Here is a 15,740-nt window from a genome sequence, read left to right on the forward strand (position 1 = left end):
GGTGGGGAGTTGACAGGGGTTCGCCACCCTCGCTGGAAGAGTTTGGTGCGTTACCTGACCGTGACCTCGAGGGGGCGGTGGGCAGATCTGCGCGACCGGGCTGGCGCCTCCTCGGCTCACGGTCTCGGCATCAGCGTTCAGGAACCGAGCGTGCACGGGTCCTGAGTCGTGCACGGATCAGGACGAATGGGTCCTGAGTTGCGCGACTCAGGACCCATGTTCCTGAATGAGGAAAGACGCAGCCGGGTCAGCGCAGGTCGAGCCAGGCGACCTGCTCGTCCGAGAGCGAGACGCTGAGGCCGCGCATCGACGACCGGGCCTCCGAGATCGTGCGGGGCCCGAACAGCGGGAACGTCGGGAACGGCTGGTGCAGCACGTACGCCAGGGCGATCGCCGTCGCCGCGACGCCGTGCTCGGCTCCGAGCTGTTCCGCACGGCGCAGGCGCTCGAAGTTGTCGTCGCTGTAGTAGCAACGCACGAGTTCGGCGTCGGTGAGGTCGTCGGGGCGGGCCCGGCCCGTGAAGAAGCCCCGGGCCTGTGAGGACCAGGGCAGCAGAGGGATCTGGCGCTGCTCGAGCCACTGCTTCGACTCGGGGTCGGTGACGTGCTCGCACCCGGCCCACGGCACGTCGTAGGCCTCGGCCAGGCCGAAGTGGTTCGACAGCACCGAGAGCTCGGCGCGGCCGTGGGCGCGGGCCCACTCGTTCGCCTCGTCGACACGGGCCGGGGTCCAGTTCGAGCCGCCGTAGACGCGGATGCGCCCGGCCCGGCGGTGCTCGTCGAGCACGTCGACGAACTCGCCCACGGGCACGTCGGTGTTGTCCCTGTGCATCATGTAGATGTCGGCGTGGTCGGTGCCCTGGCGGTCGAGGCTCTCGAGCAGCTGGCGGGTCAGCGACTCAGGGTCGCAGTAGGGGGTGTGCGCGCCCTTCGTGATGACGACGACGTCGTCGCGGATGCCGCGGTTCGCGATCCAGCGGCCGAGCCGCGCCTCCATCTCGCCGTCTCCGTAGAGCCAGCCGGTGTCGAACGTGTTGCCGCCCTGGCTGACGAAGTGGTCGAAGATCGAGGAGGCGTGCGCCAGGTCCTGCTGGTTGTCGACTCCCATGACCAGTCGCGACACCTTCTTGCCGACCCCGGCGATCTCGCCGTAGACCATCGGTGCGTCGGGGGAGACGGCGAGCGGCCGACCGGTGACGGTGGGGATGTCGACGTCCTCGCGCTCGAACGGGTAGCGCAGGCCGATGGCGGCACGCCACTGGTCGAGCACGCGGGCGGTGCCGACGCTGTCGTCGAGGCTGATCTCGGCGGCCTCGCCGGTGCCGTCGCGCAGGGCGGCGATCGTCGCGGCGGCCTCGAGGCCGTAGGGCTGTGCCCCGGGGAACGACAGGGTGCGGGTCTCGCCGTCGACGGTGCGGACGGTCAGCTGCGCGTCGTCGCCGAACCAGGGGTCGGTGAGCACGATGCTGCCCAGCGAGCCCGTGATCGTCGCGATGTTGGCGTCGTCGACGCGCACGCCGCAGCGGACGGCGGCGGTCACGCCGTCGCCGAAGTCGAGCTGCGCCAGCGTCCACTCGTCGACGCCGGTGGGGCCGAGCGTGCCCTTGGCGGTCACGGCGAGGGGCTCGGCGAACGCGCGGCCGCGAGCGGCACCGACGACGGCGCGGGCCAACGAGACGGGGTAGCCGCCCACGTCGAGGATCCCGCCGCCGGCCGTGTCGACGTCGAAGAGGCGGCCCTCGCGGTCGGAGGCAGCGAACGAGAACGCGGCGTCGACGTGCACGAGCTCGCCGATCGCCCCGTCCCGGACGAGCTCGAGCAGAGCCCGCGTCTGCGGGTGGAACCGGTACATGACCGCCTCGACGAGGGTCGCCCCCGCCTGGCGGGCCTCGTCGGCGACGGCCATCGTCGTGCCGGCGTTCGGCGTCAGCGGCTTCTCGCAGAGGACGGCCTTGCCGGCCGCGACGGCGTCGAGCACGAGGCGGGCGTGGGCGGTGTGCACCGTCGCCACGTAGACGGCGTCGATCGTCGGGTCGGCGAGGACCTCGGCGTACGTCCCGGTGCGCACGAGCGCGGTCGGGGCGCCCGCGGCGCCGTCCGCGTGGGGCGCCTCGCCGGCGGGCGCCGCGCCCTGATCGACAGCGAAGGCCGCGAGCTCGGCGGCGCGCCCCGCGTCGGTGCTGCCGACCGCGGCGAGCACCCCGCCCGACGAGGGCAGCTGCGAGACGAACTTCCGGGCGATCGAGCCGGCGCCGAGCACGGCCCAGCGGGCGGCGGCGCCCGGCTCGGCCAGGCGGTCGGAGGCCGAGGATGCAGCGGTCGAGGAGGCGGCAGCGGTCGAGGAGGCGGCACGGGCCGAGGAGGCGGCGGTCGCGTCGGCGGGAGTGCGGAGGGGAGACATCGGTGTCCTTCACAGGGTCGGCGAGCACCCGGCGAGCGAGCGGGCGGTCGCGGGGCCGTGCAGTCGAGCGAGCGACCGTGAACGTTCACGGCCATCGACGACGCTACCAGTAACCTCAGGGGGTGACGACTGCCGACCCCCGCCTCCCTCGCCCTGCCACGATCCTCGACGTGGCCCGGGTCGCCGGTGTCTCGCGCCAGACCGTGACCCGTTCGCTCAACGGCCTGCCCGACGTCAGCGCGGCGACGCGCGAGCGCGTGGTGCAGGCGGCCCGCGACCTGAACTACCGGCCGAACCGAGCGGCCCAGGGCCTGGTGAGGGGCCGGCAGATGACGGTCGGGCTCGTGCTCGACGACCTCCGCAACCCCTACTACCCGGAGGTCGCGTCGGAGTTCAGCCGGGCCGCGACCGCACGCGGCTGGGGAGTGCTGCTGTGCGACCTCGGGCACGACGCCTCCGTGGCTCGGGAGAGCCTCGCGTCCCTGGTGCCGCGCGTCGACGTGCTCGTCTCGCTCATGCCGCTCGGCGACCTGCGCGAGCAGGTCGCGGGAGTCCCGACGGTCGAGGTCGACACCGATCCCGACGGAGGCGCGCAGGGCGTCATCGAGATCGAGACGCGGACGGCCGTGCGCAGCGCCCTCGACCACCTCAGGGCGGCGGGCCGCAGCCGGGTCGCGATGATCGACTCCGGCGTCGAGGGCTCGGGGCGGGCCCTCGCCTACCGCGAGTACCTCGCCGAGCACGGCCTGGCGTGGAGCCCCGCCTCCGAGGTGCGGGTCGAGCAGACGCACGCCGACGGGGTGCGGGCGGTCGCGGAGCTGCTCCGGGCGTACCCGGACGCCGACGCCCTGCTCGCCTTCAACGACGTGCTCGCGATCGGGGCGCTGAAGGGCCTCGCGCGGCTCGGTGTCGTCGTCCCGGACGACGTCGCCGTCGTCGGCATGGACGGGCTCGACCTCGGCTCGCTCGTCACCCCGGAGCTGACCACGCTCTCGATCGACAAGGCCGAGCTGGCGCGCGTCGCGGTCGAGGTCGTCGCCGACATGCTCGCCGGCGCGGAGCCGCCCCGGCGCCGCGTCTCGCGCACGCTGCTGCTGCGAGAGTCCGCGTAGCGCGCTCCGCGCCGCCCCGCCGCGCCCCGCGGGTCCCGTGCCCCTCGCGCCCCCTCAGTCGTCCCGTGGGCGATGAACCGCGAACCGAACCATGAACCGCGACAAAACGCGGTTCATGGTTCGGAACGCGGTTCGAGGAGACGCAGCGAGCCGAGCCGTCCCGTCCGGCTACGCGTCGCCGAGGAGGCGGCGGCGGCGCAGCGTGAGCCACGCACCGACCGCGATCAGCAGGAGCGCCGTGCCGGCGATGCCGACCCAGGCGTCCGAGCCGGTGAACGCGAGGCCGTCGCGGCCGGCCACGGCCACCGCGCCGCCCGACCCGCCGCCGACGCCTGCGCCCGCGCCCGGCGTGCCTGAGCCCGGAGCGCCGCCGCCCGGCGTGCCCGCACCCGGCGTGCCGCCGCCCGGCGTGCCCGCACCCGGCGTGCCGCCGCCCGGCGTGCCCGGGTCGCCGGGGTCGCCCGGCCCTGCCGCGGCGAGCACCGTCAGCGTCGCCCGAGCGAGCTGCCCCGCACCCTCGAGCTCGACGACGTGCGCCCCCGGCTCGAGGTCGGCCGGCACGACGAACCGCAGCACGCCCACCCCGGCGACGGTCGCGGTCGTGTCGCCGATCGACTGCGGCTCCGAGAACACCGTCCCGGCGAGCTCCTCGCCCGCGACGAACCCGGTCGCGGTGATCGACACCGTGTCGCCCGGACGTGCGGTGGCCGGCGAGAGCGTGCCCGGCACGACCGTCTTGGCCGGTTCGACGACGCCGAGGTCGACGCCCAGCACGGTCGCGAGGCGTGCGAGCGCCACGTCGGGCAGCCCGCGCTGCAGCGCGTTCTCCGCGTCGGCGGTCAGCGCCGCCGCGCCGACACCCGCCGGCCCGGCGGCGGCCGTGCCGTCGACCATCGCGTCCTGCGCGAGGTCCCGGGCGACCGACACGAGGTCGTCGGCCGCGCTCATCGCGTCGAGGTCGGTCCCCGAGAACGGGCCCACCGCGGCGAGCAACGAGCGCAGGAGGCGCGCGACGGCGTCGGCGTCACCGCCTGCCGCCGTCCCGTCCGCGCCCCACACGTCGCCGTCGAGCACGTCCTGCACGCCGTCGCGAGCCGCGCCCGCCGGCAGCGACGCGACGAGCGCCTCCAGCCGGTCGCGCGCGCCGTCGGTGCGCAGGCCCCAGCCGTACGGGTACAGCGGCGAGTAGTCGGCGTCGCCCACGTTGATCGGCACCTGGTCGGCGCTCGCGGCCCAGGTGACGGGCAGGCGCCCGGCGAAGGGCAGGCGGCCGAAGAGCACGTCGGCCACGCCGGCGCCCTCGGAGCCCGGCAGCGACGACGCGACCACCGCGTCGGCGAGCCCGACGACGTCGCCGAGCAGCTGCGGGCGGCCCGACACGACGAGCACGACGCACGACGAGGTGGCGGCGCAGACCTTCTCGACGACGGCCTGGTCGGCCGGCGTGAGCGACAGGCTCGAGCCGTTGTTGCCGACGTCGCCCTGCCCCTCCGCGTAGGGCCGTTCGCCGACGACCACGACGCCGGTCTGGTCGGCGCGGATCGGCTCGGTGGCGCCGGGGCTCACCGTGACGGCCGCGCCGGGCGCGACCTCGCGGATGCCCTCGGCGATGCTCGTGCCGGTCGTCGTGTCGCCCGACCCGCCCTGCCAGCTGATCGTCCAGCCGCCCATCTGACGACCGAGGTCGTCGGCGCTGGAGCCGGCCACGTACAGGTCGGCGTCGTCGGCCAGCGGCAGCGCGCCTCCTGCGTCCTTCAGCAGCACCTGCGACTCGGCCGCGGCCTGGCGGGCCACCGCGCGGTTCGCGGCGCTGCCGACGCCGTCGACGTTGGTGCGGTCGGCGAAGGGCTGCTCGAACAGGTTCAGGTCGAACTTCTGCGTGAGGATGCGCCGCACGGCGTCGTCCACCCGCGACTGCGACACGGTGCCCGACCCGACGGCCGCGACGATGCTGTCGATGAACGCGCCGTAGTTGTAGGGCGCCATCGCCATGTCGAGCCCGGCGTTCACCGAGCGGACGGCCTTGTCGGTGTAGCTGACGCCCGGCAGCTTGTCGATGCCCTCCCAGTCGCTGATGAGGAACCCCTGGAACCCGAGGTCGCCCTTGAGCAGATCGGTGTTGAGCGCGGCGTTCTCGTGCATCCGCACGGGCCCGTCGCCGAGGTCGACCGCCGAGTACGACGGCATGATCGTGCCGACGCCGGCCTCGAGGGCAGGCAGGTACGGGTCGACGTGCAGCCGGGTGAAGTCCTCGAGCGACTCGGCCTCGGTGACGCCCTGGTCGATCGGGTACGCGCCGGTGCCGACGACGGACTCGTCGTACGTGGTGCCGCCGTCGCCGGCCCAGTGCTTGGCGGTGGCCAGCACCTCGTCGGCGCCGCCGATGTCGGTCGGGTCGTCGCCCTGCAGGCCGATCACCGAGGGGGCGGCGAAGGTGCGGACCAGGTCCGGGTCCTCGCCGAACGACTCGTAGCTGCGGCCCCAGCGCTCGTCGCGCGAGACGCAGAGGCAGGGGGCGAAGGTCCACGGCACGCCGGTCGCGCGCACCTCCTGCGCCGTGACGCGGGCGATCTGCTCGACGAGCGCCGGGTCGCGGGTCGCGCCGAGGCCGGTGTTGTGCGGGAAGATCGTCGCCCCGACCACGTTGCTGTGGCCGTGCACGGCGTCGACGCCGTAGATCATGGGGATCTGCAGGCGGGTCGAGAGGGCCTCGCGCTGGTAGCCGTCGACCATGTCGGCCCAGGCGACCGCAGTGTTGCCCTGGGGCACCGAGCCTCCGCCGCTGAGCAGCGAGCCGAGGGCGCGTCCGCTGATGTCGCTCGGGGACGACAGCCCGAGGCGCTCGGCCTGGGCCATCTGGCCGACCTTCTCCTCGAGGGTCATCCGGCCGAGCAAGTCGGCGACGCGCTCGGCGGTCGGCAGCGACGCGTCGAGGTAGGGCAGGTCGTGCGCGCCGATCACGATGCGCGGGCCCTCGCCGACCTTGGCCGTGGTCGACGCGAGCGTGAGCTGCAGCTCCTTCGACTCGGCCGGCCCCGAGGAGGCGCGGGTCGTCACGCTGATCGTCTGCACGGTCCCCGAGGGCGAGCCGGCCGGGAACGTCGCCGTGCCCGAGGCCGCGTCGTAGTCGACGCCCTCGACGGCGGTGCCGTCGGCGGTCGCCCAGTCGACGACGACGTCGGAGGCGAGGGGCTCGTCGCCCGCGGTCGACAGGGTGAGCGGCACCTCCGCGGTGTCGCCCGCGTCGACGAGCCACACGTCCTGCGTCGAGTCGACGGTCACGGAGGCGGCGGTCGCGGGCGTCCCGTAGACCTGCGTGTCGTCGATCGCCCAGCCGACCGGCGCCGGGGTGCCGGGGGCGAAGGTGATCGAGTAGCCGAAGGCGCTCGTCAGGTCGAGGGTGCCGTTCTTCGTCGCGTCGTCACCCGGCTGGTAGCCCGACGGCGTGAACGACGAGAAGGGCAGCTCGACGAGCTTCCAGCGGCTGGTGCTGCTGCCCCAGTTGTCCTTGAAGGTGGCGGCCCAGAGCTCGCTGGTCTCGGCGGTGTCGCCGCCGCCCGCGGGGTCGCCGTCCTTGATCTCGACCTTGAGGTCGGCGCCGGCGGTGGGCGAGGCGGGGTTGTTCGCCTGGGAGGCGTACCACCAGAACCGCAGGCCCTGGTAGCTCGACCAGTCCTGCGCGTCGGCCAGGTCGTGGCTGAGCCCGCCGTAGCCGCCCTCGGGGATCGAGTACGTGCCGCTCAGCACGTGGTTGTCGGCGACGCCACCGCGCTCCTGGGTCGTCACCTCGCGGCTGATGGTCGGCTCGAGCGGCGCGGGGGAGCCCCACGTGAAGAAGCCGACGGGGTCGGCCCCGGTGGTGAGGTCCACGTCGCCCTCGAAGTCCTCGATCATCGTCGCGCGGTCGAACACGGCGACGTCGTCGAACAGCCAGGTGCCGGCGCCGAGGGCCGTGAGCGTCACGGCGAAGCCGGTCGAGGCGGAGGGGTCGAAGCGGGCGTCGCTGGTCGGGGCCGTCTTCGAGCGGAGGTCGGCGAACAGCACGCTGACCTCCTTCCAGTCGGCGCTGTCGTCGATGACGGTCTGCTCGAAGAGGGCGTCGTTGCCGTTCTTCAGCTCGTACCGCAGCGGCAGGCCGGTGGCGTTCCCCTTGAACCAGAACGAGAAGCCGTCGTGGTCGCTCCAGTCGGTGGCCGCGGTGTCGTGCGCGAAGCCGAACCAGTCCGCCTGCGTGGTGGGCCCCGCGACGGCCGCGCTGAGGACCTTCGCGCCTGCGCCCGACGATCCCGCACGATCGGCCGCGACGGTGCGGAGCGTCGGCGTCACCGGTGCGTTGGCGCCCCACGGGAAGTACCCGGCGGGCACGTCGCCCTCGAAGTCGTCGATCACGGTCGTGGCGCCGACGTTCGGCAGCGCTCCGGTCGGCGTGACGGTGACGGCCAGCGTCGACCGCGCCCCGAGCGTCACGGGGTCGCTCGGCTCGGACAGCGTCAGCGTGAAGGCGCGACGCGGGCTGAGGCCGCCCGTCGACAGGGTCGTGACCACGACGGAGGCGGTGGTCTCGCCGGGTGCGAAGGTCACCTCCTGGTCGACCGCCTCGAAGTCCGTGCCGGCGACGGCGGTGCCGTCGGTCGACCGGACGCGCGCGGTGACCGGCTCGGTGCTCGCGCCCGTCAGGCTGAGCCCGACGGCGAGCGGCTGCCCGGCGGCGACCGTCGCGGTCGACCGGTCGAGGGTGACCGCGCGCGTCTGCGACTCCCCGAAGACCTGCAGGCCGAAGGCCGAGTAGCCGTACCAGTGCTGGCGCGGCAGGTCCCAGGTGGCGGACGCGCGCTGCAGCATGCTGAGCCGCACGTAGCGGGCCTCGACGGGCGCGTCGGGCGTGCCGATCGCCTCCTCGTCCCGCTCTCCGTCGCTCGTGACCGTCTTCGCGACGGTCCAGCTCGCCTCGAGGGCAGGGTCGCCCTGCGTGGTCTCGATCCGGTAGGTCGACGCGTACGACGCCTCCCAGTCGATGCCGATCGAGTCGACGCGGGAGACGCCGCCGAGGTCGACCGTGACGGAGGCGGTGAAGGGGACGTCCTCGTCGGGGCCGTTGCCGCTCGCCCAGCGCGTGCTCGCGTCGCCGTCGATCAGGGCGTCGGCCGGGAACGTGCCGTCCTTGTCCGACTGCGTCGCCGAGGCGACGACCGTCCCGTAGCGCGCCAAGTCGACCGGCGCGGCCGAGGCGGCGACCGCCGGCAGGCCGCTCAGCAGCAGGGCCGAGACGGCGGTCAGCGCGGCGGCGCCGAGCAGGCCACGGCCACGGAGCCGGGTGCCGGGCGCGTGCCGCGAGGACGAGCCGGCGGTGCGAGGTGAACGAGTGCGGACAGGACCGACGGCCACGATTACTCCCTTGTAATCACGAACTGACGCGGGACAGTCCACGCCGCCACGTCGTCGTGGCCGCGTGCTGTCGCGAGGCAGGACCGCCCTCGCCGACCCCGCGAACGGGGGCCAGGGGCGGATCGGCTCATCGTATTCACACAGGCGGCGCAGAGGCAAGGGGCCCGGCAAGTCCTCCCGAGCCTTGCGTGAACGTTCACGGTGTTTTAGTCTCAGGTCCGACACAGCCGTCGAAGCGCTTCGCCGAGACGAGTGACCAGACGCACGACGACTCGACGAGGAGGCCGAGATGACCACGATCCACGACGTGGCGAAGGCCGCCGGCGTCTCGATCAGCACCGTCTCGTACGCGCTCAGCGGCAAGCGGTCCATCCGGGCCGACACCCGCCTCCGGATCGACGCCGCCGTCCGCGACCTCGGCTACCGCGCCAACGCCGGAGCCCGGATGCTGGCCGGCACGCGGACGAACATCCTCGCCCTCAGCGCCCCGATGCACGCCGAGACGCACCCGCCCGCGTTCATGTCGTTCGTCGTCGCGATCGCGACGGCGGCCCGGCGCCACGACTACGACATCCTGCTGCTGACGGAGGCCGACCCGCTCGAGGGACTCCGCCGCGTGGCGTCGAGCCAGCTGGTCGACGGCGTCGTCCTGATGGACGTCGACACCGACGACGCCCGCCTCCCGCTGCTGCGCGAGCTCGACCTGCCCGCGACGGTCGTGGGAGTGCCCCGCGACACGACCGGCCTCGTCTGCGTCGACTTCGACTTCGAGGAGGCGGCGCGCACGTCGGTCCGCCACCTCGCCGACCAGGGCCACCGGTCGATCGGCATGGTCGGCCACGCCGCGGCGCTCTACGAGCACGGCTCGAACTTCGCGCCGCGGTTCCGCGACGCCTTCGTCGCGGCGATCGAGGCCGACCCCCGCGGGCTGCGCGGCGCCGTCGCCCACGCGCCGGCGCCCGGCGACCCGCGCGACGCGGTCGAGGTGCTGCAGGAGGCGCTGCCCGACCTGACCGCGCTCGTCCTGAACTGCAACGAGGGCGCCCACCGCGCCGTGCTCCGGTCGCTCGCCGCCCGCGGCCTGCGCGTGCCCGACGACGTGTCCGTCGTCTCGGCCTGCTCGAGCTTCGACACGGCCGAGTTCGTGCCGGCGCTCGACGTCGTGCCGCTGCCCGCCGAGGAGTCGGGCCGCCGCGCGGTCGAGCTGACCATGGCCCAGCTCGACGGCCGGTCGACGGATCAGGTGCAGCTGATCGCGCCGACCTGGATCGCGGGCCGCTCGACCGCGGAGGTCGCCGTCTCCTGACTCCTCGACGCACCTGACGCTCGACGGCCCGTCGTCGAAGCGCTTCGACGCCGCATGGCCGCCCGCGACCACGACGACCCGCCCGCACCGCCCCGCCACCCATCACACCCACCCACCACCGAGAGGCCCCCGATGTCGACGCTGACGTCCCGCTCCCGCGACCTGCCCGAGCCCCGCACCTTCACCTGGATCACCGACGGCCTCGCCCTCGGCGGCGACTGGTCGCCCGAGCAGTGGCCCGAGGAGCTCTGGGCCGACGACGTCGCCCTCATGCGCCGCGCCGGGGTGAACAGCATCAACCTCGCCGTCTTCTCGTGGGGCCTGCTCGAGGTCGCCGACGGCGAGTTCGACTTCGGCTGGCTCGACCGTGCGATGGACCTCCTCGCCGACGCCGGCATCGGCGTCAACCTCGCGACGCCGACCGCGGCGCCGCCGATCTGGCTGTTCCGGGCGCACCCCGAGATCGGCCTCGTCACCGACCGCGGCGTGCGGGTCTCACAGGGCGGCCGGCTCGGTTGGTCGCCGAGCTCCCCGGTGTTCCGCCGCTACGCGCTGCGGCTCGTCGAGACCATGGCGGGCCGCTACGCCGACCACCCGGCCCTCCGCCTCTGGCACGTGAGCAACGAGCTCGGCAACGAGAACTCGCACTGCTTCAGCGACGAGACCTCGGCCGCCTTCTCGACCTGGCTGGAGGCGCGGCACGGCACGGTCGAGGCGCTGATCGCGCACTGGGGCTCGGCCTTCTGGGGCCACCGCTACACGTCGTTCGACCAGGTCGAGGCACCCCGCTTCACCGGCACGAGCCACAACCCCGGCCTGCTGCTCGACTTCGAGCGCTTCAGCAGCGACGCCCTGCTCGGCCACTACCTCGCCGAGCGCGAGGTGCTGCGCCGCGTCACGCCCGACGTGCCGATCACGACGAACTTCATGATCCAGAACCACCCGGGCGTGCACGACTACGCCGGCTGGGCGCGCGAGGTCGACCTCGTCGCCAACGACCACTACACGATCGGCGTCGACCCGGAGCGCTGGGGCGAGCTGGCCTTCAGCGCCGACCGCACGCGCGGGATGTCGCAGGGCGAGCCGTGGCTGCTGATCGAGCACTCGACCTCGGCCGTCAACTGGCAGCCGCGCAACCGCGCCAAGTCGCCCGGCGAGCTGGCCCGCAACAGCCTGGCGCACGTCGCCCGTGGTGCCGACGGCGCCCTGTTCTTCCAGTGGCGCCAGTCGACCGCCGGCAGCGAGCAGCACCACTCGTCCGTCGTGCCGCACGCCGGCGCCGACAGCCGCGTCTACCGCGAGGTGGAGGCGCTCGGCGCGACCCTGCGCCGCATCGGCGCCGTGCGCGGGTCGACCGTCGAGCCGGCCCGCGTCGCGATCCTCTTCGACGAGATCAGCCCGAACGCGCTCCGCTCGGGGACCAATCCGAGCGTCGACGTCACGGCGCTCGACCAGCCGCTCGCGTTCCACCGCGCCCTCACGCGCAAGGGCGTGGCCGTCGACGTGGTCGCCCCGACGAGCGACCTCTCCGGCTACGACCTCGTCGTCGTGGCGACCCTCTACCTGTGCCCCGAGGAGGCGGTGGCCGGCCTCGAGCAGGTCGTCGCCCGCGGCGGCACCGTCGTCGTCACCCCGTTCTCCGGCATCGTCGACCGGCACAACCGCGTCGTCGAGGGCGGCTACCCCGGCGTGCTCCGCGAGCTGCTCGGGGTGCGCTCCGAGGAGTTCTACCCGCTGCTGCAGGGCGCCGAGGTCGAGCTGTCCGACGGCCGCCGCGGTCGCGTCTGGAGCGAGCTCGCCGAGCCCCGCGCCTGGGGCGACGCCGCTGCCGGCGCAGCCGCCACGGTCACGAGCACCTACGTCACCGGCCAGCTCGCCGGGCACCCCGCGACCTTCCGCCGCGACGCCCCGAGCGGCGGAGCGGCGCTCTACCTCACCACGCACCTCGACGACGCCTCGCTCGCGGCCCTCGTCGACGACCTCGTCGCCGAGCAGGGGATCGCGCCCACCGCGGCCGGCGACGACGGCCTCGAGAGGGTGCGCCGCACCTCCTCGACCGGGTCGTGGCTCTTCGCGATCAACCACGGCGACGTCGACCAGCAGGTCGAGGCGACCGGCATCGACCTCGTGTCGGGCCAGCCCGCCGACGGCTCGTTCACCGTGCCCGCCGGCGCGGTCGTCGTGATCGAGGAGTCCCCGGCCCGCTGACCCCGACACCCCACCCGAGAACCCTCCGCCGACCCGTCACCAGGGCGGCACCCGCGTCGAAGGAGATGCAGATGAGACACCCGAAGACCGTGAGGGCCGCAGCCCTCGCGACCCTCCTGATCGGGGGAGCCGCGCTGAGCGGCTGCTCCGCCGTGGGCGGCGACGACGTCGTCCGCCTCGAGTACTGGGGCTGGGGGGTCGGCCAGACCGAGCAGGTCGCCCTCTGGAACGCCGCGAACCCGGACGTCCAGGTGCGGCACACCGACGCCGGAGGCGGCACGGACTCGGCCGCGAAGCTCCTGACCTCGAGCCGGGCCGGCAACGCCCCCGACGTGGCGCTGGCCGAGTACACGACGATCCCCTCGCTGGTGATCGCCGACGTGCCGCGCGACATCACCGACCTCGTGGCCGACGTGGACGACGCGTTCACCGAGGGCACCTGGGCCCAGACCACGTTCGGCGGGCAGGTCTACGCCCTGCCGCAGGACGCCGGGCCGATGGTGCTCACCTACCGCGCCGACCTGCTCGCCGAGACGGGCCAGGCCGTGCCGACGACGTGGCAGGAGTTCGGCGCCGTCGCCCGTGCCGTGCACGAGCAGCGGCCCGACACGGTGCTCGCGGCCGTCCCGGCCGGCGAGCTCGGCTTCTGGGCCGGCGTCTCGGCGCAGGCCGGCGCCGACTGGTGGTCGGTCGACGAGGACGGCTGGACGGTCGGCATCGCCGACGAGCGGATGCTCGAGGTCGCCGACTTCTTCGAGCAGCTCGCCGCCGACGGCTCGATCGACACCGACCCCGTGCTCTCGCCCGAGTACAACAAGCGCGTCAACGACGGCACGATCGGCGGCTGGGCCGCGGGCATCTGGGCGCCGAGCGTGCTCGGCGGCGTCGCCCCTGACACCTCCGGATCGTGGGAGATCACGCCGCTGCCCGAGTGGACGCCCGGCGACGCCGCGGTGCCGTTCCAGGGCGGCTCGGCGCTGATCGTCACGAAGAACAGCGAGCACCCCGAGGAGGCGGCTGCCTTCGCGAAGTGGATGAACGCGAGCACCGAGGGCAACCAGTCGCTGCTCGACGTGCGCGGCGTCTACCCTGCGTCGATCGAGGGCCAGGAGCTCGCGATCGGCAACGCGCCGCCCTCGCTGATGCCGCAGCAGACCGAGTTCTACGACGTCGCCGCCGAGGTCTCGGAGGACGTCCTCCCCACCACGTGGGGACCCAACGTCGCGCTCGCGACGACCACGCTCACCGACGAGCTCAACGCCGCGATCAGGGCCGGCACCCCGTGGCGCGACGCCTTCGTCGCGACCCAGGCCGTCGTCGTGGCCGACATGGAGGAAGTGGGATACCAGGTGACCACGAATGGCTGACACCGCGCTGCGCCCCGAGCTGACGCACCCCGTGACCGCGAGTCCGGCCCCGCGCCCGGCACGCGGCCGCCGCCGGAGCCCGCTGGCTCCCTACCTGTTCGTCGCGCCGGCCGTCGTGCTGTTCGTGGTGTTCATGCTGATCCCCCTCGGCTACACGATCTGGTCGAGCCTCCGGGCCTACCGGATCGAGGAGGGGGCGTCGGTGCTCGGCGTCCGCGTCGACCGCTTCGTCGGCCTCGACAACTACGTCGCCGTGCTGCAGGACGCCGAGCTGCTCGCCAGCTTCGGCAGGCTCGGGATCTACGGCGTCATCGCGGTGCCGTTGACGCTCGGGCTCGCGCTGCTCTTCGCGCTGCTGCTCGACGTGCCCGCCGTCCGCGCCAAGCGGTTCGCGCGCACGGCGATCTTCATCCCCTACGCCGTGCCCGGCATCACCGCGGCGCTGCTCTGGGGCTTCATGTACCTGCCGAGCACGAGCCCGTTCTCGTACGTGACGAACGCGCTCGGCTGGGGGCCGATCCCGTTCCTCGAGGCCGGCGGCCTGTTCGGGTCGCTCGCCAACATCGCCGTCTGGGGCGGCGTCGGCTTCAACATGATCATCATCTACACGTCGCTCCGCGGCATCCCGGCCGAGATCTACGAGTCGGCCCGCCTCGACGGCGCCAGCGAGCTCCAGGTCGCCCTGCGCATCAAGGTGCCGCTCGTCGTGCCCGCGCTCGTCCTCACCGGCGTCTTCGCGCTGATCGGCACGCTGCAGCTGTACGGCGAGCCGAACACCCTCCGTCCCCTGACCACCGAGATCACCCAGAGCTGGGCACCGCTGATGACCATCTACCGCGACGCGTTCCTGACCGACGACCTCCCGTCGGCCGCCGCCTCCTCGACCATCCTCGCGCTCGGGACGGTCGCCCTGTCGGCGATCGTGCTCGGCGTCGCGAACCGCCGCCGGAAGGAGGGCGTCTCGTGACCGCCCTCGACACGCGCCGCGGCGCCCGTGCCGAGGCCGACACCGGCCGAGGAGGCGCGGGCACGGCCGGCAGGACCACCCGCTCGGGCGGCCCCTCGCCCCGAGCGAGCCGCCGGGGCAAGCTGCTGCCCACGATCGTGCTGCTGATCGGCGCGTTCTACTGCCTCGTGCCGGTGGCGTGGGTGTTCGTCGCCTCGTCGAAGTCGCCGGGCGAGCTCTTCACCTCGTTCTCGTTCGCCCCCGGCACCGGCCTGCTCGGCAACCTCGGCGACCTGTTCGCCTACGAGGGCGGCCAGTACGGGCTGTGGGCCGCGAACTCGCTGCTCTACGCGGGGGTCGGCGGCGTGCTGTCGACGCTCGTCTCGACGATGGCGGGCTACGCGCTGGCGAAGTTCGCGTTCCGCGGGCGCGACCTGATCTTCTTCATGATCCTGGCGGGCGTGCTCATCCCGGGCATCACCCTGGCGATCCCGCAGTACATCCTGCTCAGCGAGATCGGGCTGGCGGGCGGGCCGATCTCGGTGCTGCTGCCGATCATCATCAGCCCGTTCGGCATCTACCTCTCGCGGGTGTTCGCCCAGTCGGCGGTGCCGCAGGAGATCCTCGAGGCGTCGCGGATCGACGGCGCGGGCGAGTGGCGGATCTTCCGGCACATCGTGCTGCCGATCATGGTGCCCGGCATGGTGACCGTGTTCCTGCTGCAGTTCGTCGGCATCTGGAACAACTTCCTGCTGCCGTTCGTGATGCTCAGCGACCAGGCCGACTACCCGCTCACCGTCGGCCTCTACACGCTGCTGTCGAAGGGGTCCGGCGCCCCGGCGCTGTACTCGCTCGCCATCACCGGGGCGGCCGTGTCGATCATCCCGCTCACGCTGCTCGTGCTGTTCCTGCAGCGCTTCTGGCGGCTCGACTTGATCTCGGGAGGGCTGAAGGGCTGATGACCGAGCCGATCCGCACCTCCTCGGCCGTCGCCTCGCCGGCCACCTCCTCCCCG

8 protein-coding genes are annotated in these 15,740 nt (G+C 73.5%); 6 read left to right on the forward strand and 2 right to left on the reverse strand.

From position 1 onward, the window contains the following. Positions 1–247 precede the first annotated feature (247 nt). Positions 248–2,401, reverse strand: coding sequence for an aldo/keto reductase (locus IFT90_RS16045; RefSeq protein WP_192043220.1), 2,154 nt, complete (start codon positions 2,399–2,401; stop codon positions 248–250). A 122-nt stretch (positions 2,402–2,523) separates the two neighbouring features. Here IFT90_RS16045 and IFT90_RS16050 point away from each other — a divergent pair, with 122 nt between their 5' ends. After that, positions 2,524–3,513 (forward strand): LacI family DNA-binding transcriptional regulator, encoded by a 990-nt coding sequence (locus tag IFT90_RS16050; protein ID WP_192043221.1) that lies wholly within the window; start codon positions 2,524–2,526, stop codon positions 3,511–3,513. Between the two features lie 168 nt (positions 3,514–3,681). Here the strand turns inward: IFT90_RS16050 and IFT90_RS16055 are convergent, their stop codons facing one another. Next, positions 3,682–8,898 (reverse strand): glycoside hydrolase family 3 N-terminal domain-containing protein, encoded by a 5,217-nt coding sequence (locus IFT90_RS16055; protein ID WP_192043222.1) that lies wholly within the window; start codon positions 8,896–8,898, stop codon positions 3,682–3,684. 289 nt (positions 8,899–9,187) lie between these two features. On the opposite strand from IFT90_RS16055, the gene IFT90_RS16060 reads away from it, so the two are divergent. The 5 genes from IFT90_RS16060 (at position 9,188) to IFT90_RS17720 (ending at position 15,684) form a co-directional block, all read left to right on the forward strand. After that, positions 9,188–10,204: a LacI family DNA-binding transcriptional regulator gene (locus IFT90_RS16060; RefSeq protein ID WP_192043223.1), complete on the forward strand. Its 1,017-nt coding sequence runs from the start codon at positions 9,188–9,190 to the stop codon at positions 10,202–10,204. A 132-nt stretch (positions 10,205–10,336) separates the two neighbouring features. Continuing rightward, positions 10,337–12,412, forward strand: coding sequence for a beta-galactosidase (locus IFT90_RS16065; RefSeq protein WP_192043224.1), 2,076 nt, complete (start codon positions 10,337–10,339; stop codon positions 12,410–12,412). A 71-nt stretch (positions 12,413–12,483) separates the two neighbouring features. Then, entirely contained in the window at positions 12,484–13,779 is a 1,296-nt protein-coding gene (locus IFT90_RS16070) for an ABC transporter substrate-binding protein (RefSeq protein ID WP_244645031.1), read from the forward strand. Further along, positions 13,772–14,746 carry a carbohydrate ABC transporter permease gene (locus IFT90_RS16075; protein ID WP_192043226.1) on the forward strand — a complete coding sequence of 325 codons (975 nt, stop codon included), beginning with the start codon at positions 13,772–13,774 and terminating at the stop codon, positions 14,744–14,746. Before IFT90_RS16070 ends, IFT90_RS16075 begins: the two co-directional genes overlap by 8 nt. After that, the gene (locus IFT90_RS17720; RefSeq protein WP_192043227.1) at positions 14,743–15,684 is read left to right on the forward strand and encodes an ABC transporter permease subunit; all 942 of its coding nucleotides are present in this window, start codon (positions 14,743–14,745) and stop codon (positions 15,682–15,684) included. The genes IFT90_RS16075 and IFT90_RS17720 overlap by 4 nt, the downstream gene beginning before the upstream one ends. Positions 15,685–15,740 lie beyond the last annotated feature (56 nt).

The organism is Frigoribacterium sp. CFBP 8766 (assembly GCF_014841435.1).
Taxonomy (GTDB): Bacteria; Actinomycetota; Actinomycetes; order Actinomycetales; family Microbacteriaceae; genus Frigoribacterium.